Origin of the sequence: Pseudomonas fragi, assembly GCF_900105835.1 — a bacterium.
Lineage (GTDB): Bacteria > Pseudomonadota > Gammaproteobacteria > Pseudomonadales > Pseudomonadaceae > Aquipseudomonas > Aquipseudomonas fragi.
In genome coordinates this window covers 1,202,830-1,221,158 of sequence record NZ_LT629783.1, presented here as the reverse complement: position 1 = coordinate 1,221,158, position 18,329 = coordinate 1,202,830, and the positions used below count along the sequence as shown (strand labels likewise).

The following is an 18,329-nucleotide window of genomic DNA, read 5'->3' as shown; positions in this document are numbered from 1 at the left end:
GGCCCTTTTCCTTCACAATTGCTGGACTCAAGGGGAATGGCTCGCAGTCGATTCCAGATCCTTTGCAAGTTTCTCATCGCCGGAGTGTGAGGCGCCTGCATAGACCTCATAGTTGATCTCTTTTTTGAGGTTCAGCTGCCCAAACTGGGAAGCGCAAGCCTTCGGCCTTCTTGTCCGGCACAATGAATCCAAGACTGAATCGCGCGCGTGTGATGGCGACGTACATCTTGTTCTGAGCTGTTTCGTCCTTCGCTGGAAACGGTTTTTGGCCGTCAAGCACGAAGTGCAGTTGGCTTTCCGCGGGAAGCACCAACACCCGTTCAAAACCTAGCCCCTTACTCCCTCCAAAGTTGTAGCATCGCGCCTGGGCAGGAAGAAGCTTTGCCCCGGATGTTACACTCCAGCGCAGAACCATAGGGTCAAACACTTTGATGTATTCGGCAACGTCCGACTCCTTGACGATGAAGGTGCCGAGGTGATGGGCAAATTCAGGTGGGGTCTCTTTAACCGCTGATTTCGTAGCTTCATAAGCGCCCTTGTGTACTGCGTCCGCGACGTCACAAATCGGCTGAATGCACCGCCGGTTGAGGACTAATGCCTCCTCCACAAAGTCCATGGACTTGAAAGCAGCGATTTTCTCAGCGGCTGTTTTAGGCGCTTTTTGGCCAAACGTTGTTTCGTACACCGTCTGCCGGAAATCTCCCACGCACGTGATAGGTGTCGGCATCGTTTTGTTCAATCCCTTTAGCACCTCATAGTCCCACCCAACCAGATCTTGGACCTCATCAAAGAACACCTGGGTGTAAATCTCCCCTAGTCGTACTGCAGCAGAGTTTTTCGTGGCCTTCATGATCCGGCTCGCCAGTTTTGCGAGAAAGCCGGTGTGAGCCTTAGTCTTGCATGAGGTCAGAAAATGTTTTGGGTTGTAGCTTTTGTCGTCCAGTTGCTCCGCACGCCCCGGGAGCATAAACGTTGAATTTGGCTTCATATGAGGATTGCGCTGGTTGAAGCAGATGCCATCGATCCGCCGCGAGAACAATGCCTGCTGATACGGCCTCACCATGTCTTCCAAGTAAAAAGAGAACAGACCTTTGACCACGAACCGATCACTGTGCGTACCAAAAACCTCCAGAAATCGACGTCTCAGTTCCTGCTGATTACTTGTCGTGTAGGTCACCACCAGAACCTTTCCCCCGCGCTCGATTTCGGCGATTGATTCGACAATTACCTTGTGAGTCTTGCCTGAGCCGGCACCCGCCATGCAGAGTTTATTAGGCAAAATTCAGTACCTCAGTGAGGAATACTGGATATTTGAACGGCTTCTCAGTCTCGAAAAGGCTGATGGCAGAATCGACTTTCTTTTTACCTTTCCCGTCGCCGTCACTGCTTCTAAACCACTCCACGATAAACTCGAGCTTTTCAGCAAAGGTAGGTTTGGCAGCGAGCCGTTTAAAGGTTTGGGTGGATAGGACAATTTCTGCAAATGCCTGCAACTCTTTTTCAGATGTGGCATTGGCTAAAATCATCGCTGGCTCCAGCGAAAACTCATTGTCGTTTTTTGAAGAGACCAGCTTTATGTTTGGGAAAGCAATGTATTCCTTACCCGCTTCAACGATGTTCCTTTCGTAATTGCCATCGTTATCCCGCAGGACATTAATTGCGGTACCAATTTCTTTGCCGATCGCAATGAACGTCTTGAACCCGACGCCACGTACCACAATGATATCGATCCCGTCCTGCTCTGGCAGTCGCCCCTTGTGAGTGTCTCTGTAGAGCTTTTTGAGTATCAACTCATCAGAGGGGCCTTCGACCAGCACCACCTTCTTCGAGAGCGCGACACGGAGCGTGTCGTAGCCTGGTAACCGCTTCAGCGTCTTGACCACCACTTTGTCCAAGAGGTGAAGTCTCTTGTATCCGTCATGCAGCAAGCAGATTTTATTGAGGCTCAGTTTGTTCAGAACATAGGAACTGTGGGTGGTCAGGAAAAGCTGCTTGCCGTCTCGCTGATCCTCGATGTCTTGCACCAACTTGCTCAGTTCGACATGCGAGAGGTGATTTTCCGGCTCCTCCATCATCACTAGGTCGATGTCTTTTGACTTGTTGTGCAGGGCCAGCTTGATTTGTACCTTGCTCTGCTCACCCTTACCGATCATGTGGAACGGCACTGCATTTACTTCAAGTTGCAGAGCGTTCTGGAGAGCGCCTGCGGGCATGGTGTTGGCGGCGATGGTCAGCTTCTTTTCCGTGATCCTGTTATCGGAATCCAAACCCTTGTTGACGGTGGTAACCTCATCTGTATTGTTAAAGGATTGGAGGGTCTCACGGTAGTTCAGGCTCAAACGGTATTCTTCGTCCTTTCTGAGTGCGGTGCTCAGCACATTCGAGATGTACTGATTTTTGCCGAAGGTGGGATGAATGCGAGTGGGGTCGATGTAGAGCGCTCTAAATTGCTTGGTCATCGGTTTGATAACATTCCAGGCAAAATCCATCCATTCAACTTGGTAGAATTCCACTGGGATGCTGGTTATCGCGGCACCGGAGGCTAGGTAAGCGTCATAGGCATCAGTAAAATCTGGATCAAAGCTGGCTTTGATCTGAACCCCCTGAGCATCTTTCTTCAAACTGTTGTTCGCACCGCGGTAGTCGGGCAGGTTCTTCATGTACGCCTCGATCACGAGGGTAGGTAAGTCTGCAGGCGTTTTTGGCGAGGCTCTGAACGCAGCGACTGTCTCTGCGTTGAATAGATCAGGGGAAAATTCGCTATTGAATGGCCGACCGCGATACTGAAAATTGAGTACGATCTCCAAAGCTTCCAGGATCGTGCTTTTGCCAGAATTGTTATCACCTACGAAAATATTCACGTCTTCGTTGAAGTCAAAAGTCTGATCCTTGAATTTTTTGAAGTTGATCAGACGTATCGATTCTATGTGCACGATTTCAAATCCTTATGAGACATTGAAGAACATTATGGCGTTAGGCCATTAAGTTCACGCTATAGGGCCGTGGATACCTTGTCCAGTGCAGTCACTAATCAGGCACTGCGTTTTATATCAAGACGTGTTGAAACCTAAAGCAAGCAGTGAAGAAGGACTGACTGATCGATTGTAGGTATGCGATCCATAAACCCTACCTACCTAACAGTGGGTTAACGGTTTACCGTGGCATCTCTGGCGAGCAGTTCCACGGCAGCAGCGCTTCGTAAGCGTCGACTGACGAGGCTTGTGGCAGGCGCTCAAGTACGTAGCGCAGCCACGCATAGGGCTCTTGGCCGTTGGCTTTAGCCGTCTCGATCAAACTGTAAAGCTGAGCGCTGGCCATCGCGCCTTTGGGTGTGTCGCTGAACAGCCAGTTCTTGCGCCCGATAACGAAGGGCCTGATCGCACGCTCTGCCGCATTGTTGTCGATTGGCAAGTAACCGGCTTCGGTGAAGCGCACCAGCTTGATCCAGTTGCTAGCCAAGTAGCTGATGGCTTTGCCCAGTGCATTTTGCGCCGTCACTTGTGGCTGGGTTTTCTCCAGCCATGTTTGCAACTGCGCCAACACCGGCAGACTGTTTTGCTGTCGGCATTCGTGACGATGTTCATCGCCGACTTCTTTTAAATCTCGCTCGATACCGTACAGCTTGTTAATCAGATTCAGGGCGATAACCAAACGCTGGCAGATTTTAAGTACCTGCGCGGATTTCAAAATGGTGCATGCGTTTTAACGCAGCCTGGGTCATTAGCGAGCCACTCGCGACCGACTGCGATTGGCAAAAAAACGATCTGTGTCATCAGTGCGTAATTTAACTGAAGAGTGTTTAGTAAGTGATGGGGTGATCTAAAGAGTAGATGATATTGTTATGGATGTCATTGATGAGATTTTTGTTGTTCTCGAATAATGGTACTGCATACTCTTTGAATTCGACTAAGGTTTCTAAGTTGTTTAATAAGCCCTGCATTACACCAGCTTGGCACCTGCTTACGGCATAAATCATAATTGTGCTAAATAATTCAAGTTTTTCTTTTGTGAAGTCCATGCTTCGAAACCCTGAGTGGACAGAGTCGTTCCGAAAATCTCGAATCTCCTTGACTATTTCAATAAGCTGTTTTTTCCAGTGTTGATATCTAGGGTGGTTCTCTAACTTTTCTTTGGTTAATGGCGATATTACCCATTGCTGTTGTCCGTTTGGGAATCCTATAAATAATCTAATGTAGCTTTCTACGCAGTTATCGTGTTCATCTGCTTTTAATAGTGCTTCTAAGGCAAACCATAAAAATATGATTCTCAGCTGAGGATTTGTCTCGTTCTTGCTATTTCTTGCCCAGTGTAAAGACCGTCTGTATCGGTCGCAAAGCTCGTTTTTGAGCGAAAGTAAGTAAACTGTAGTATCAACATATTGTATGCTTCCATTATGCATTACAAACGCGAGAGATGGTTGAAATCCTGTTCTTGTAATGGATGTGATTTCGCCGGATGACAGGTCCTTTATCAGCCCAATTTGGGAGGTCTTTATTGTAGATGTCGAATATTCTGTAGACTTGAAGTCAAGAACCTCAAGGAATCTGGTGTCAGCGGTATGCACAGCTTCGCTATGATTTTCGCATTCAACTATTGTGGCAATTCTTGCGCATACTTTATGTTTTTCGTAGTCAAGCCCGTTTTCAGATGCGGATTTTTCAAGTGCGCTAACTTCATATTTGGTATCGGCCGAATAAGATCGAAGCTCAACAGGGCCAAAGTTTAAAGTGGAAGGAAGACTAAAGCTTCTGTCATCCAAAATTTTTACAACCAAATAGCTGGTCATAGGTACCTCTGAATAGAATGTGTGAGCCTAGTTATGACTATTTGCTTAAGCAGTTTGTTGTATTGAGGGGTTAGTGTTACGTGGTTTATTGATAAGTACTCTGCTAGCGACTGAGCTATTAAGTAGCTTCTTCGCGCCATACAAACCTCAATAATTGTTGATAGGCGGTCAGTGTTCAATTTAACCTTAAGCAACTCACAGCTTGTGGTTTCGCAGGCCGTGATGTTGTTTTGTGAATGATAATAGCGCAAGCGGTACCAGTACACTTCACTGCTGTCTTTTGTAGAGTTGGTTAAAAGCTGGTCGTATTTATAAATCCAATCGTTGTCAAAAGTTGCAATTGCTATCGTATAACCGAGTCGTATGGTTTTTGGATGATTGGGGCCCAATTGGCACAGATCTAAGAAAAAGTGCTTGGCCTCCAATAATCGTCCATGCTTAACTAACGCATCAATATAGTCCGTAAGCCTTTTCGGATATTTTCGACTTGTCTTAACTGTTGCTCTGTAGATCTTTTCACTCTGTTCCAAAGCTGCCACTCTTCCCTATGGGTTACCTATTTACTATTGTTTTTTAGTGGCTTACTGCACCTTCAACGGCTTTATATATGTGAGCAGCTGAACTCCTATGTAAAAGATAGCGTATTGGATGAATAGAATCGAATGTTTGCTATCATTTTTTTGGAGACTGGAAACTCATGAGCGGCTAGCACAAATCGTTCTCTGGTTGAAGCTCTGAGCCGCTTTTCGCGAAGGGCAGCTTTTGGCCTTCAGCTCAGCGTTACTGGTCTGAGAATGGCTGTAATCAAAAAGCTGAAGGTGAGACAGACTGCACCAAAGCTGCGCAAAACCTACCCCACAGGCCCCGGTTTACCGTTTGCCTAAGCACGAATAGCAGTACATTTTGCCATCATCCATAATTGTATTTTTCTTTTACTTACAACGAGTTACGATATTTTACGAGGGAACATGGGGTGCTAGGGGTCGAGTGTTCGAATCACTCCGTCCCGACCATATTTTTCAATGACTTAGCCACCTTTACGGTGGCTTTTTCATTTCTACCCTAGTGACTTTTCGAGTGACCTTGGGTTTCCTGCTATCCCTGCCTCCTCTTCAGGATCGTCAGCGCTGGTGCGCGCGAGTCGGTTACTGATACCTTGTTTGCAGCCTCAATCAGTTGGTCCAGCTCTGCCGATGAGTAGTGACTGGTGATGCTGCCGTTCTTATGGCCGAGCAATGCTTTGCGATCCTCCTCAGTCACGCCTGCTGCACGCAGCCTTCTGCCAAAGGTGTGCTTCAGGTCGTGAATGCGGATCCGGGCGAAACCATCATGTGCCGGCCGCAAATACTTCTCCTGCCATTTCTTCGCCGCCCTGACCCTGGCCTTCTTCCAGGCTGAGTCATTCATACGGTGAACCATCGTTTCATCCCCTTCGCTGTCTGGCTTGCCGAAAGGAAAGACGTACAGCTTGTGCTGGCCTCGCTGCTTCTCAATGACCGACTTGGCCACGGTGTTGAGAATCACCAGGCGCTCGTCCCGGTTCTTCACACCAGACCTTGCACTTCGTCCGCCGAACCCGGCCGGAATCAAAAACACCGTGGTATCCAACTCCGGTACCGCGATTTCCCAATCCCATTGAAGCTTGCAAACCTCTTGCTCCCGACACCCCGTATTGACCTTGAACATGGCCATGGTCTGCAGGTGTGGCGGCAGCTCAGCGAACAAGATCGACTGCTCTTCCCAAGAAAGCGGGTAAGGCTTGCGGCAGTTCGTCTTCTCATCCAGGAGCGAGATCATCGGCACAACATCGAGCCATGGTCTGCGCTCATCATCACGCCATTTGCGCGCGCATAGATTGAGAACCCTGATTGCCCGTTGAAGGGCAATATTGACCGTGCGATTCGTTACAGGCTTGCCCTCGACAGGGTGCAGCTTGGAATGAATGTACGGTGCCAGGGAGTCGTCATCGATGTGCGTGATCGGCATGTCCCCAATGAACGGATCAAGCTGGGCCATATAGGTTGCAGATATATGGATTGATGCCTGATCCCTCACCTCCAGCAAGAAGCGGGTAGCCGCCTCTCGCCAGGTCCTGACCTTTTTGACACCGTAGACCTTTTCCTGTCGAAGCTTTTCCAGCAAGTGGATCAGGTACTGCTCGGCTTCTTGGCGGTCACAAGTGCCAGTACTCTCTTGAATTCGTTCTCCTCTGTACTTTTTGTCGATTTTCCAGATGCCGCTCGGCATTTTCTGGAGGCCGGTGATTGCTTTTTGGGCCATGGCGTAGCTCCGTTATCTTTGCCTTGGCGCTCGCTGCGAGGCCGATTGTTGTCCTGATTGACTGCTTTTTCAATCAGCCTGCTTGCGATGTACGCATCTACCCACTCATCGAGCTCGATCCGATCAAAGCCGACACCCTGGGTACCGATGCGGAATTCCCGGACGTGGGGCCTTACTGTTTTGTCGAATTCGCCGCGGCACATGCCGAGGTAACCCGGTGCTTCGCCAGCGCGAAGAATGCGCGGCAGGTGCTGTCCGACCTTTGCTGCTGTTGCGTTTGCCATGGTGCAAAACTCCAAACCGCCGCGTTGGGCGGCAAAGGGCGGGTTAACGGGTGGCTTTGGCGATGGCGGTGCGTGCATCGAACATGGCGTAATACAGTCTGTGGAAAATTGCGCAGCTCGGGTCTTCGTGGTCGCCGCCGCCGTGTTCAAAAATTCCGTCAATGGTGCCGCTGTAATTGCTAGCGATCTGCTCGCATTCACCCGCGATCTGGGTCAGTGCCACTAGGGCTTTCAGAAGGCTCTCGTTACTGGAACGCTCCTCGCGGCCAATATCCCAGAAACGCTGTCCCCAGTGATCCGGTGGTGGCGGGTTGGTGTTCTGTGCGCCCATGATCAGGGTTCCGACAATCGCGTCGCAGAGGTCGCGCTTGTAGGCATTGTCGCCGTCAATGCTTAGGCCGCGGCGGCGCAGGGAGCTGACCACTTCGTTGTCATCGAGGCCTTGATCCTTGAGGATGATGTCTTCCTCGGGCTTGCCTGGGGTGTAAATCACCAGTGCTATCTTGGCGCCGGGTAGGCAGTGAGAACTGATCTTTACGAGCGCGTCGTTTGCTACCTGATGGAATCGCTGAAGGATTGCAGGCATAGGGATACCTCGCCCGCCGATCACTGGCAGGCATTCAATAAAGGGATGGGGGTTCCTAAGCCGGGCTATGCCCGAGCGGCGGAGTGGTATAGTCACTGTCCGGTATGTGATTTATAGGAGAGACGGAATGGCAGGGATGTTGCGTGGTGAAACAAAACTTATCACCTATGCTTTTTTTCATATAGGTGCAAGGGCTGCGCTAACTAGTGCAGAGGAGGCAGAGGAAGGTAGAAGTTACAATCTGCTCAATGCAATGGTCCTAAGTAGCTTTTTTGTCGAAGCTTACTTTAATCACCTCGGTGATGAACTCGGCTATCCGGAATGGAATACTGGAATTGATAAGAGAACCAGCATCTGGACGAAGTACAAGCTTCTTAGATCTAAGGTCGGCTTGGCAGACTCCAGCTTGGATGTCGTCTATCCACTGGTCAAAGACACTATAGAGTTTAGAAATACGATGGCCCATGGCCGAACAGAAACTCACTTTTTTTCCAGGGAGGTGGAGGGAATGGAATTTCCTCACCGTGAACAGACCAGCGTGGGTTGGCAAACCCAACTCACAAATTCTAAAGTCCGAGCTTGCTTTGATTCCTGTCGAGATTTGATCTATGAGCTACATAGGCGGCAGGGCTTGGAAGTCACCCATTTACTAAGTTGTCTTCGAGTATTATGGGTTATAAGGAATCTTGAGCCAGATGCTTAGGTGTAGGGTATTGGTAATGTAGGTTTACTGGCCATAACGTGGAGATTGGGCATGCTAAAGGACGTGTTGAGTTGGCTTTATAAGCAAGAATATTTAAATGAAGAGATAATAGAATCCAGTCTGTTGCGGAAAGGGCTGGACTTTCAGCTCAGCCCATTCTCATATGGCCAAGTTGACGGTTTTGTTGTCGACAGCTTGGGGGCAAAAGCTTTTCTTTCCGAGCGCAGCGTTTCTTACATGAACTCTCGGCGTGTGCGAGTTACTACTTGTCAAGAAAGGGCTATCCAGAAAAATATACCGATTCCTTTGTTTTTGGGGCTTGGCGATCTCATCAATCAAATACATGAGGTCTCTAGTTCGGATAACAAGGATGCTGACAAATGGTTGATAGATCTTTTTACCCCGGCAGTGGCATCTACTTACGTACTAAAATATTTCGAAAATAGCCAGTCCTTGCGTCCTTATATTCAGATTATCTATGAAAGTCTTGAAGCTTATTATATGGAGCTCGATCATGTGGCTGTAATGGCTTTATTGCCGGTTGTAGAGGGTGGATTAAGGAATGTCCAAGAAATCGTACTGAGTCACACTGACGCAAATATCAAGAGTGAAGATTTTGTTGCCAGGCTAGGCGATATGATTGTTAAGCATGGTGAGCGTGAAGCAAGTGACATTTCAATTTATCCTGGGTCATTTGGCTCTAATGAGGTTCGTTTAGATTTCTTAACGCATGCAAATCCCCAATGCGATGTAATGAATGCATTCAGAATTTTTTTTAAAAAGGTATTGTATCGTCGTAGCCGTGATGCGTCAGATGGTTTTAATAGGCATCTGATTCTTCACCTGTTAAAAAATGATTTTGCATCGCCCGCCAATTTTATAAGAGTATTTTTACTTCTTTCTCATATTGCTTTTTGCGAACGCTCAAGTAATTCGTCGATACCAATGTTATGGCCAGGCTCTGATGAAGATGATATGCGCGTAGCTAAATATTTCGTTGAGCTCTCAACAAAAGTGGGGGAGCCGCGCAGCAGGATGTGGAGACCAGGAGCCCCCCTTCCTCCTGCGTCCGGCCCTGATCAGGATTAGATCTGTGTCATTGCGAAGTACATGCGGGCGCACGCCCCGTTATCAGTCTGCGCACGGTTTCCGCTAACTAGCTCCCCACCGCTGAAGTGCAGCACCTCTTAGCCAATCACCGGTTGCTTGTACTGGTTGCTGAAGGAAGTCCGGATTTTTTTGGCTATGGGATGAGCATCGGTGTGCGCTTCTTCCCGGCAGTCGTTGAATCTGTATTGACCCAGCCAACTAGAGCCCTACTTGAGCCCGAGTTCGAAGAGGTCAATCTCACATTGACCGCGGGTGGCATCACTTGGGCGAACGCTTGCCACGCTAAGCATTTCCTGCAAGGCGCGGGGATCTTGATTATCGTGTCTTTGCTCTGAGAGTGATCACTTCGGGATTCATTTCGGAATACCTCTATGAATCTGGTTATTTAGGCGGCGAAAGTGCCGAGCGTAAGCGGAGTCGCTGCCCCAATCTGCGCATCGAGCACTGACTTGAATTCTTGAGCGATTTCTTCTCGCTGAACTTCTTCGCCGATCCAGCGCAGTTTCAGCATTGGCTGGGCGCCGCTGGTGATGACGGATAAGCGCAAAGTGATGTTGCGCACGCTCAAGCCTTCGTAAGGCACTACCGAGAACACCAATGATGCGGGCAGGGTCTCTTTGCTGGTGGCTTCGATCTGGTCCATGGCGCTGCGACTGGTACGGGTTTCGCTGACAGCGTGATCGCTTTCCGATGAGGCTTTGATGGTGATGGTTCGCACCGCTGCAATGGCCTTGGCGATGCTCATCGTCTGGCCGGCTTCGTCAGTGGCGTTCAACGAGGCATTCCAGTCTTCGATCCAATCGCTTAGGTCTTTCTGCGACAGCGCGCGCCCGGGGATGCCTTGGACAGCCTTGTAACCTGCTGACGGCTTGAGACGCAGAACTGCGCGATCATCTGCATGCCCGGGCGCAATGTTGGTGCCCAGGTTGAAGATCAGTGTGCAGGTCATGTCGTCCTGATCGATAAAGCCGCGCGAGCCTTCAATAGCGCGTTCTTTGACGTAGGTACTGAAATCAATCAGGGAGTTAGTGGAAAGCACACCACGGAAGCGGCTGCGGCCCATGTGGTACTTTTCCAGATCAACCACTTTCACGCCTTCAGGCAGGACGGCCGTTGGCGAATAGGTCGATAGAGTTTTGCCAGCAGCCAAAAGGGCTGTGTCGGTGATTAGTTGAATTGCTTCTTGGCTTAGGGACATGGTTCAAGTACCTGTGAGAGCGGGTTTAAGTGCGCGGGGTGATTGGGGCTTCTTCTCGGCTGAAAAGCTGGTCGTGCTTTTCAGGAAACATGGTGATGCTGCCGCCGGTACCGACATGCATAGGGGTATCGAGGCGGGTGTTTTCGCTGCGAGTTCCACGCTTTGTGGGAACCTTGTAATCCAACTTGTGATTGATCTTTACCTGGCTGGACTCGCCGATCTGGGTGAAGTCGAGGGTAATCACCAGCTTCCCGGCTTTACCGTGGTCCACTACGCCCGCAGCTACTTCTGAGAGTGCATGGCCGATTTGGCTGATGAAAGCACCGCCATTGAGGTCTTCGAGAAACTGCGCGGTATCGGTAGGTTTGGACATGGCTGTTGCTCCGGTCTGGCTTGGAGTCCGCTTGGCGGCAAGTGGTGTTGGGACTGGCGAAGGCGTCGTTGTGCGGATGCGTTGACGCGTTTCACATGTGACTACCGAAGAAGGCGAACACGGTCAGCGTGATGCCAAAGCGCAAAGTCCAACTGCTCAGAAATTTTCCGAACTGCTTAACGTTGAACTGCGCTTCTTTTGCCTCCAGCTCATGAGCATGAGCAGTTGCATTGTTGTGGCCGAAGCGCTCGGCTACGACCACGCCAGTAGCCCGATTGATCAGCGAGAAGGTGTTGTTGCCGCTTGGGCGCACGATGATCAGCGGTGCGAGTGGCGGAGGTTGTACACCGGGCTTTTGGTAGAACTCGGCCGTGGCCTGGTGGGCACGTGCGCGCAACCCGTCGAGAACGGTGATGCGCTGGGCGATTGATTGGTGCATGGTCGATCCTCGACAGGGTTACGGTTATTCGTCAGCACTCAACCATCGCGCTGTTTGCTGATGGGCGCGCAATGGAGTGCTGACGAATAAACGCAGGTATTAAAAAGCCCAGTCGAAACCGGGCTGTGCTGCACTCTTAAAACGCCACCGTATGTAAGAGCCTGGCTGTGCGGGCGTGCCCGTCTTTGTTTACTTGTGCATGGCGGAGTCCTCCGTGTTAATGGTCAGCAGGGCAGGGGTAATGCAGGTGTCCAGCGTCTGCTGGGTTGGCGTCCGCATTGGTCTGTACTCAGGCGGGATAATGCCGAAGATCAGACCGATACGACCTGATGCTGGGGTGTACCAGGGGCTCGGGCAGTTAGCGACAGGCTGTCGTGGCGCTGGTTGATTCGGGTTATACGGTCAGCTCAAGCGCTTCGGCGCGTCGTACCAGACGCATTTCCGCAAAGCGGCGTTCTGAGGGGCGGCGGTCGCGGCGTGACATTTGACTATCCGTAGCTGCATGCATTGCTATCAGGCCAGCCAGTAACAAGCAGAGCGGGGTGATGATCTGCCGGCGCATCGCTTCGGCAACCATTGCACCCTGACGGTGAACGCCGAGCTTGTACATGGCGCAGGCCAGTCGTTTGACTACTGTTCCCGGTGCAATACCGAACGCTCTGGCGATCTCTTTGGCGGTCAGTCCTTGTGCAACTGAAAGCACGAATTGCAGTTCCCGCGGCGCAAGGCCTCGGCCGAGGTGGCCTTTCCATGCACCGTCTACGATTGTCGATTCCATGATGTCTTCCCGGTTGTTTTCCCGATGCACCCGGCAAGCCAGGTGCAGCAGTGAAAGTGTCCGTTGGCAAGCTTGAACGCCGAATAACTGTGGCGTAAGCGATGCCTTGTCAGGTGTTGGTCCCTGAGCTCGAAGCCGTATGGCGTCAGGGAGTGTCTGCAGATTTTTAAAGAGCGCCAAGGTTGCCCCTGAGGTTTCGCTTGAGCTGTTCGGTACTGGCTTATAACTCAAGTTATGGGCCGAATGATAACCTGAGTTTTAATTGTGTCAATAACCTAGGTTATATTTTTTGTGAGGGGCACAAAAAAACCCGCAGCTAGCGGGCTCTTTGCAGGGGGAGGATTATTCGTCGGGAGATTGCCAGGTAATTTTCGCGGCGCCAGTCTCGGTCAGCGCAACCTTCACTCCGTCTGTTTCTTCAAGATCACTGAGAAGCTGGCTCCAGTCTTCGTCCAGCTCATTCACCCCTTTAGATACGATTGCGCAACGTGTTTTCTGCGCTGCGTGGGAGTTCACTATTTTCTGTATTCGTAGCCCCATCAGTTCGTAAGTACCAATGGTTTTTGCTGTAACGGAACTGCTTGCAGCCATAACTATCTCCTTGAATAGCTGTATATATATACAGCTTTCGGATTCTAAGGAAATCTCCCCGTTCGAGCAATGGCAGATTGCCCAAAAGGCCAAAGTAGAAGGCTTGTCAGTGTTTTGGCGGGCATGAAAAAGCCGGCGCTGGGCCGGCTTTTTGAAGATTTAGAAAATCTCAGGGCTGTGTTGGGGGAGGTTACAGCTTGCCCATCATGCGAACTGCTACTCCGATGATTCGGCAGTCATCTGCGCACACTGCAATTGGATAGGCTGGGTTTAGAGGCTTCAAATAGGTCTTGCCACCATCCTCAACAAGCTTTTTGAATGTTGCTTCATTGCTGTCAGCCAGCTTGGCAACAACCAGTTTTCCTGACCGAACCTCGGCTTCGGTATCAACCAAAATCAGCATGCCTTCAGGCACGCTAACTCCTACCGGGGAGGTCATGGAGTCGCCCTTGACCTCCAGCCAGAAGGCTGGACCTTTCGAGTCGTAATCTGACATTTCATAGCGGTCTGCAAAGCCGGGCGGATAGGCTTCCACGGCTTCAGCCCAGGCGCCTGCGGCGACCCAGCTTATGACTGGATAGCGAAAAATCTGGTTTGGCTGAGCGATCATCCGCAGGTTGCTGGAGTCGCTATCAGATTGTTGAGGTGCTTCCTTTCCCGATGTGAGCCATTCGGCGCTCACCCCCAATGCTTTGGCAATATCGACCAGTCGCTTGGACGTGGCATTACGCCCGCTCTCCAAGTGCTGGATCGTTACCTGGCTGACATGCGCCCTTTCCGCGAGCTGCTGCTGGCTCAAATTGAGCTCAACGCGCTTGGCGTGAATACGGTCTTTAAGGCTTTCGTTGTTTGTTCGCATGTTCTGAAGGTTAAAACACACGTTATCGGCATTCAAATAACATGTGTTGGTTGTTTTTATAACTTGAGTTATCATTTTTGCCACGATTCATTGAGGCACTTATTCATGCCAGGCAAAGAAAGACCCATAGACCAGGTGGTTCGACTCGCAGGAGGGCAGGCTGAGTTGGCTCGCCGCTGCAACACGAGTCAGCCGCGTATCTGGCAGTGCATCAACCGTAACCAGCGGGTTCCTGCTGACCTCGTCATCCCATTTGAGAAGGCCGTGAAGGGGGAAGTGACTCGACACCAGTTGCGGCCAGACCTCTATCCCCTGGAAGCACTTGAAGCATCGAGTGAGTGAATTATCCGCTTGTTTCCAGCCCGGAAATAGCACCTCGGATTAGCTGTTAATCCATCCAGTTACCAGATTTCAGGCAAAAAAAAGCCGGTGGCTAGACCGGCTTCTTCACAACAATTTACGAGATTGATTATGAGCATTATCCGGTTTTCGCGCAATGCCGCTGACGTTCGCATGCGTTCAGTGGAGGTATCAAACGAGGAGGCTCATGCCTCGTCTGAAAAGCCATGTGGAGTTATTCAGTGAGCGTTCAAGCAATGTCCTGGGCGCTTCAAATCGCCAAAACGGAACTGTCCGATTCAAGTGCGCGTCACGTCCTGCTGTGTTTGGCCAACTACGCAAGTGCAGATGGTCGCGGCACATTCCCTTCTGTAAACCGCCTGAGCGAAGACACCGGTCTTTCCGAGCGAACTGTTCGTTACAAACTCGACCTCTTGCGTGAGGCCGGTTGGATCGTTCGCGGGAACCAGGCACTTGCTGCGGTTTATATCGATCAGCACGACCGCCGTCCGGTTGTGTACGACCTTCAGCTTTTACGGGGTGCAAATGCTGCACCCCGCTTAAAGCGGGGTGCAGATTTCGACGTACCGGGGTGCAACCTACAACACAACGGGGTGCAGATTTCGACAGAGCGGGGTGCAGATTCTGCACCCAAACCACCACTTAACCATCAAGTAACCAAAGAGCAGCAGCGCGACTTGGATGCTGTGATAGCCGAGCAGGATCAGCAAACACTCGCTGCCGATGATCGCCAACGCTTTGCCATGTTCGCTCAGTGGGAGCCTGCGACGAAGGCATTAGCCGATCAGCTTGCCATCGCTGGTCTGCCATCTGACTCGCTGACCGATGAAGTCATTTCAGGCTTCAAGGGCTTTCACGTTGCCAAGCCTTCAACTGTCGATAGCGCGGCGGGCTGGTGTTTCCGGCTGGTTACCTGGATCAAGCGTGAGCGGGTGAAGACCGCCGGTGCTGTGGTTCAGACCGGGGCGCCCGGGTATGACGATGAAGACACCAGTTGGATCAATGGAGGTGCCAAGTGAACCAAGTTTCAGTAATCGCCACCGGCCTGTGGGCCAAGGTGCAGACCGGCCAATTTATCGCTGCCGGTGAAAGCGAAAACATCCAGCCCGCCGCCGAGCTGTCCCAGGCCACGGCCAAGGTCATCAACGGGCTATTCCGCGAACTGCGATCGATCTTCCCGGCATGGAAGCAGGCTTGGCCGGATATGGCGACCTACAAAGCCGCCAAGCAGCAGTGGATGCGCGGTTTTCTCGAAGCAGGGATCTGCAGCACTGAGCAACTGCGCTTCGGCCTGATGCAGGCGCGCCAAGCCGCCAAGGACTTTGTGCCGAACGTGGGCGTGTTTATCGGTTGGTGTACGCCTACAGCGGAAATGCTTGGCCTGCCGAGGTTGGCTACGGCACACCGCGAGGCTTGCCGTAACGCGCATCCGTCGATGGCCGGCCAGGCTAAGTGGTCTCACGATGCGGTGTGGCATACGGCCAAAGAGTGCGGTTTTGAAAACCTCAACCGGCTGTCCCATGACCTGAGCATCAAGCTGTTTGAGCGCAATTACACGATCACGGTGCGCCGCATTCTGGCGGGCCTGCCGTTGCAGAAAATGCCGCTGGCATTGCCGCCACGGGCCATTGAACGCAGCGCGCCTGAAGTGGGCAACAAGGCGCTGGCGGCGCTGCGGGCCATGCGTTCGGGAGGTGCTGCACATGCCTAACCCTCATCTGGCCCCGGTTGAACCGAGCGCCTATCGCTGGGCCGTTCATTGCTGTTCGTACAAGCTCGACTTGAGCCACAAACCCGACCGGGCCGTGGCCCTTTTTGAGCACGAAAGCGCGGCAAAGCACTTTGGCGGGCTGATGTGGCCCAGTACCTTTGAAGTGGTGGACCTGCAATCACCTGTGGGAGCGGGGCGATGAACACCAAAATCAAAACCCTGACCGTGAAGCTGTCCGACGCCGAGATTGGCCGCAATGCAAAGCTTGAGCATGTGCGCGACCTGCGCGATGCCGGTCACCCGGCGTTGCACTTTCGCTTCTCCAAAAATCGCACCCGTGGCTCATGGTACTTGCTCAACAAACGCCGTTGGCATCGCATCGGCGCGTTCCCGGATTTGAGCGCCAAGCAGGTGTTGGCTGAACTGCCGGCCGTTCGGCTGCGTGTGTCGGCTGATGCGGGCTCGACCATTTCCCAGTGGGTCACCACGGGAGAATTGCTCACCTGGTACGCCGATCGCATGGCCCGTGATCGCAGCCTGTCGGCCAAGCGCAAGAACACCGGCGCCTCGGCCATGAAGTGCCACCTGCTGCCGCGCCTGGGTGACTTGCCACTGGTGGAGGTCAACAAGGCCACTCTCGATACCCTGTTCATGTGGCCCCTGCAGGAAGCACTTTCCATCGACTACGTGCGTCTGGCGTTCCAGTTACTGGCCCTGGCATTCCGGCAGGCGTTGAAGCTGGGGCTGATCACGTCCAACCCGATGACTGCCATCAAGTTCAGCGACTTCTCCAAAGCCAAGGTCGGGATCAAGCCGTCTCGGCTGCGTGGTGTGCAACTGCAGGATCTGCTGGCCGAGCTGGAGCAGGTCATGGACAGCGAACCGGCTGACGCCATGCTGGCCCTGATGATGCTTTGTCACGGCACGCGAATAGGGGAGACCCGGCAAGCGCGCTGGCCGCATATCAGTCTGGCCGAACGCGAGTGGTTCATTCCGGCCGAGCACACTAAGACCGGCGTGGAGCATCACCTGCCACTGACCGACCAGGTACGGGCTCTGTTGATCCAGTACCGCGACACCCAAACCGCCCGCGGCTATGACGGCCAGTACCTGTTCCCTGCGCGCAATGGCAAGGCGTTGAGCGAAGGGCAGGCCAGTGCCGTGTTCACCCGGTTGGGCAAGGGCGAGTGGACCAGCCATGACTTGCGCAAGTTGGCTCGTACTGGCTGGGCAGTCCTCGGCATCGACCACCTGATCGGTGAGCTGCTGATCAACCACGCGATGGGCCACAACGTGAAGGTGTACATCCAATCGGACGTGATGAACCGCAAGCGTGACGCGCTGGAGAAGTGGCATGCCCATCTAGACGAGAAGGGTTTCAGCCTGATCCACGGGCAGACAGGCGTTAGATTCGGAGAATCCGGTAATACGCTGGAAGCCGCTAACGGTGAGGCTTGCAGCGCTATTCAGAAAACAACCATAGGCGAGGTTTCAAAACATGCAGAAAGGGCAGGGGCGTGGCTTTAGGCGAGAGCGGATCGAGCTGGAGTCTTGCTCGATCTGCAAGGGGAAGGCGGTGGTGAAAGGGCTGTTTTATGAACCCGTTTTTACTGATTGCAACAGCTCGGGTTGGGTTGTTAGGGGTAGAAAGTTGGTGCTTTCTTCGGGCGAGTTAGTCACCCAATTAAGTATCAAATTGCAGCAGGCTCAGCGTGAAATTTTGGCGCTGAACTGTTCGCAAACTATGGCAGGGCCGCACAGCCAGTACGAACAAGCGAATCGCTTGGGATCGGGTGGCACAAATTACACAGGAGATTGAGAACATGATGATTCGTAAGCCTGCAGGTCGACCATTGGGAGACACCGAGTACCTACTTGAGCAGTGGGGCTGGTGGAGGATGGATGGAATGGTGGTGCCTGGCTACACATCTCCGACTTTAGCGTTGATGCGTCAAGCGGTGGCACAGCCGGCAGCAAGCAAGAACTACTGTATTACTGATGACTGGGCTATTGCCATCGACAATGCGGTGGCCAAGCTCGCGCACCGCGACCAGCAGATGGGTGATATTATCTGGCTATATTACGGTGCCAAATGGCCCATGATGCGAGTGGGCAAGCATTACGGAATTAGTGAGGGGAAGGCTAGGGAGTTAGCGAGGGCCGGAACCGCTTGGATAGACTGCGCTATTGATGAAGTGCGTCAAGCCGCTTAGAGTTTGCTGATCATTTTTTGCGAATGAAAAACAGAGCGCACCGTAAAAGCGATTTCCT

Annotated in this window: 20 protein-coding genes and 1 pseudogene; 8 read left to right on the top strand and 13 right to left on the bottom strand. The window is 52.0% G+C overall.

What is annotated here, in order from left to right:
• Positions 1-106: 106 nt before the first annotated feature.
• The 7 genes and pseudogenes from BLU25_RS05345 to BLU25_RS23715 form a co-directional block, all read right to left on the bottom strand.
• Complete coding sequence (locus tag BLU25_RS05345) at positions 107-1,279, bottom strand: UvrD-helicase domain-containing protein (RefSeq protein WP_029611472.1); 1,173 nt, start codon at positions 1,277-1,279, stop codon at positions 107-109.
• Entirely contained in the window at positions 1,272-2,933 is a 1,662-nt protein-coding gene (locus BLU25_RS05340) for an ATP-dependent nuclease (protein WP_016781356.1), read from the bottom strand. Before BLU25_RS05340 ends, BLU25_RS05345 begins: the two co-directional genes overlap by 8 nt.
• Positions 2,934-3,153: 220 nt before the next feature.
• Positions 3,154-3,654 (bottom strand): annotated as a pseudogene (locus BLU25_RS05335) (IS66 family transposase); the annotation flags it as partial.
• 145 nt (positions 3,655-3,799) lie between these two features.
• Positions 3,800-4,786: a HEPN domain-containing protein gene (locus BLU25_RS05330; RefSeq protein WP_029611471.1), complete on the bottom strand. Its 987-nt coding sequence runs from the start codon at positions 4,784-4,786 to the stop codon at positions 3,800-3,802.
• A gap of 1,095 nt (positions 4,787-5,881) precedes the next feature.
• Entirely contained in the window at positions 5,882-7,033 is a 1,152-nt protein-coding gene (locus BLU25_RS05320) for a tyrosine-type recombinase/integrase (protein WP_228795913.1), read from the bottom strand.
• Entirely contained in the window at positions 6,934-7,350 is a 417-nt protein-coding gene (locus BLU25_RS23720) for a hypothetical protein (protein ID WP_228795892.1), read from the bottom strand. The genes BLU25_RS05320 and BLU25_RS23720 overlap by 100 nt, the downstream gene beginning before the upstream one ends.
• Before the next feature lie 43 nt (positions 7,351-7,393).
• Positions 7,394-7,936, bottom strand: a complete 543-nt coding sequence (locus tag BLU25_RS23715; protein ID WP_228795893.1) for a hypothetical protein — start codon at positions 7,934-7,936, stop codon at positions 7,394-7,396.
• 127 nt (positions 7,937-8,063) lie between these two features.
• Here BLU25_RS23715 and BLU25_RS05310 point away from each other — a divergent pair, with 127 nt between their 5' ends.
• Both BLU25_RS05310 and BLU25_RS05305 read left to right on the top strand, forming a co-directional pair.
• The gene (locus tag BLU25_RS05310; protein WP_016781350.1) at positions 8,064-8,639 is read left to right on the top strand and encodes a hypothetical protein; all 576 of its coding nucleotides are present in this window, start codon (positions 8,064-8,066) and stop codon (positions 8,637-8,639) included.
• Between the two features lie 51 nt (positions 8,640-8,690).
• Positions 8,691-9,728, top strand: a complete 1,038-nt coding sequence (locus tag BLU25_RS05305) for a hypothetical protein (protein ID WP_016781349.1) — start codon at positions 8,691-8,693, stop codon at positions 9,726-9,728.
• 406 nt (positions 9,729-10,134) lie between these two features.
• Here BLU25_RS05305 and BLU25_RS05295 read toward each other — a convergent pair whose 3' ends face one another.
• The 6 genes from BLU25_RS05295 to BLU25_RS05270 all read right to left on the bottom strand — a co-directional run bounded on the left by BLU25_RS05295 (position 10,135) and on the right by BLU25_RS05270 (position 14,062).
• The gene (locus BLU25_RS05295) at positions 10,135-10,947 is read right to left on the bottom strand and encodes a YfdQ family protein (RefSeq protein ID WP_016781347.1); all 813 of its coding nucleotides are present in this window, start codon (positions 10,945-10,947) and stop codon (positions 10,135-10,137) included.
• A 25-nt stretch (positions 10,948-10,972) separates the two neighbouring features.
• Entirely contained in the window at positions 10,973-11,320 is a 348-nt protein-coding gene (locus BLU25_RS05290) for a hypothetical protein (protein WP_016781346.1), read from the bottom strand.
• A 91-nt stretch (positions 11,321-11,411) separates the two neighbouring features.
• Complete coding sequence (locus tag BLU25_RS05285; protein WP_016781345.1) at positions 11,412-11,759, bottom strand: hypothetical protein; 348 nt, start codon at positions 11,757-11,759, stop codon at positions 11,412-11,414.
• Between the two features lie 394 nt (positions 11,760-12,153).
• On the bottom strand, positions 12,154-12,537 hold the full coding sequence (locus BLU25_RS05280; protein ID WP_016781343.1) for a LuxR C-terminal-related transcriptional regulator: 384 nt from the start codon (positions 12,535-12,537) through the stop codon (positions 12,154-12,156).
• 342 nt (positions 12,538-12,879) lie between these two features.
• Positions 12,880-13,128, bottom strand: coding sequence for a DUF1654 domain-containing protein (locus BLU25_RS05275; RefSeq protein ID WP_016781342.1), 249 nt, complete (start codon positions 13,126-13,128; stop codon positions 12,880-12,882).
• Between the two features lie 190 nt (positions 13,129-13,318).
• The gene (locus BLU25_RS05270; RefSeq protein WP_016781341.1) at positions 13,319-14,062 is read right to left on the bottom strand and encodes a LexA family protein; all 744 of its coding nucleotides are present in this window, start codon (positions 14,060-14,062) and stop codon (positions 13,319-13,321) included.
• A 30-nt stretch (positions 14,063-14,092) separates the two neighbouring features.
• Here BLU25_RS05270 and BLU25_RS23905 point away from each other — a divergent pair, with 30 nt between their 5' ends.
• From BLU25_RS23905 to BLU25_RS05235, 6 genes are all read left to right on the top strand, one after another.
• Complete coding sequence (locus BLU25_RS23905; protein WP_016781340.1) at positions 14,093-14,329, top strand: transcriptional regulator; 237 nt, start codon at positions 14,093-14,095, stop codon at positions 14,327-14,329.
• A gap of 254 nt (positions 14,330-14,583) precedes the next feature.
• The gene (locus tag BLU25_RS05260) at positions 14,584-15,366 is read left to right on the top strand and encodes a helix-turn-helix domain-containing protein (RefSeq protein ID WP_016781339.1); all 783 of its coding nucleotides are present in this window, start codon (positions 14,584-14,586) and stop codon (positions 15,364-15,366) included.
• Positions 15,363-16,058: a replication protein P gene (locus BLU25_RS05255; RefSeq protein WP_016781338.1), complete on the top strand. Its 696-nt coding sequence runs from the start codon at positions 15,363-15,365 to the stop codon at positions 16,056-16,058. The genes BLU25_RS05260 and BLU25_RS05255 overlap by 4 nt, the downstream gene beginning before the upstream one ends.
• The gene (locus tag BLU25_RS05250; RefSeq protein WP_016781337.1) at positions 16,051-16,260 is read left to right on the top strand and encodes a hypothetical protein; all 210 of its coding nucleotides are present in this window, start codon (positions 16,051-16,053) and stop codon (positions 16,258-16,260) included. The genes BLU25_RS05255 and BLU25_RS05250 overlap by 8 nt, the downstream gene beginning before the upstream one ends.
• A complete protein-coding gene (locus BLU25_RS05245; RefSeq protein WP_016781336.1) occupies positions 16,257-17,585 on the top strand; it encodes a tyrosine-type recombinase/integrase in 1,329 nt (442 codons plus the stop codon). The genes BLU25_RS05250 and BLU25_RS05245 overlap by 4 nt, the downstream gene beginning before the upstream one ends.
• A gap of 296 nt (positions 17,586-17,881) precedes the next feature.
• Positions 17,882-18,271: an antiterminator Q family protein gene (locus BLU25_RS05235; protein ID WP_016781335.1), complete on the top strand. Its 390-nt coding sequence runs from the start codon at positions 17,882-17,884 to the stop codon at positions 18,269-18,271.
• The last annotated feature ends 58 nt before the right edge of the window (positions 18,272-18,329 follow it).

Coding starts and splice junctions, on each gene's coding strand:
- BLU25_RS05330 (WP_029611471.1), bottom strand. CDS start 4,786: ATGACCAGCTATTTGGTTGTAAAAATTTTGGATGACAGAAGCTTTAGT.
- BLU25_RS05320 (WP_228795913.1), bottom strand. CDS start 7,033: ATGCCGAGCGGCATCTGGAAAATCGACAAAAAGTACAGAGGAGAACGA.
- BLU25_RS23720 (WP_228795892.1), bottom strand. CDS start 7,350: ATGGCAAACGCAACAGCAGCAAAGGTCGGACAGCACCTGCCGCGCATT.
- BLU25_RS23715 (WP_228795893.1), bottom strand. CDS start 7,936: ATGCCTGCAATCCTTCAGCGATTCCATCAGGTAGCAAACGACGCGCTC.
- BLU25_RS05310 (WP_016781350.1), top strand. CDS start 8,064: ATGGCAGGGATGTTGCGTGGTGAAACAAAACTTATCACCTATGCTTTT.
- BLU25_RS05305 (WP_016781349.1), top strand. CDS start 8,691: ATGCTAAAGGACGTGTTGAGTTGGCTTTATAAGCAAGAATATTTAAAT.
- BLU25_RS05295 (WP_016781347.1), bottom strand. CDS start 10,947: ATGTCCCTAAGCCAAGAAGCAATTCAACTAATCACCGACACAGCCCTT.
- BLU25_RS05290 (WP_016781346.1), bottom strand. CDS start 11,320: ATGTCCAAACCTACCGATACCGCGCAGTTTCTCGAAGACCTCAATGGC.
- BLU25_RS05285 (WP_016781345.1), bottom strand. CDS start 11,759: ATGCACCAATCAATCGCCCAGCGCATCACCGTTCTCGACGGGTTGCGC.
- BLU25_RS05280 (WP_016781343.1), bottom strand. CDS start 12,537: ATGGAATCGACAATCGTAGACGGTGCATGGAAAGGCCACCTCGGCCGA.
- BLU25_RS05275 (WP_016781342.1), bottom strand. CDS start 13,128: ATGGCTGCAAGCAGTTCCGTTACAGCAAAAACCATTGGTACTTACGAA.
- BLU25_RS05270 (WP_016781341.1), bottom strand. CDS start 14,062: ATGATAACTCAAGTTATAAAAACAACCAACACATGTTATTTGAATGCC.
- BLU25_RS23905 (WP_016781340.1), top strand. CDS start 14,093: ATGCCAGGCAAAGAAAGACCCATAGACCAGGTGGTTCGACTCGCAGGA.
- BLU25_RS05260 (WP_016781339.1), top strand. CDS start 14,584: ATGTCCTGGGCGCTTCAAATCGCCAAAACGGAACTGTCCGATTCAAGT.
- BLU25_RS05250 (WP_016781337.1), top strand. CDS start 16,051: ATGCCTAACCCTCATCTGGCCCCGGTTGAACCGAGCGCCTATCGCTGG.
- BLU25_RS05245 (WP_016781336.1), top strand. CDS start 16,257: ATGAACACCAAAATCAAAACCCTGACCGTGAAGCTGTCCGACGCCGAG.
- BLU25_RS05235 (WP_016781335.1), top strand. CDS start 17,882: ATGATGATTCGTAAGCCTGCAGGTCGACCATTGGGAGACACCGAGTAC.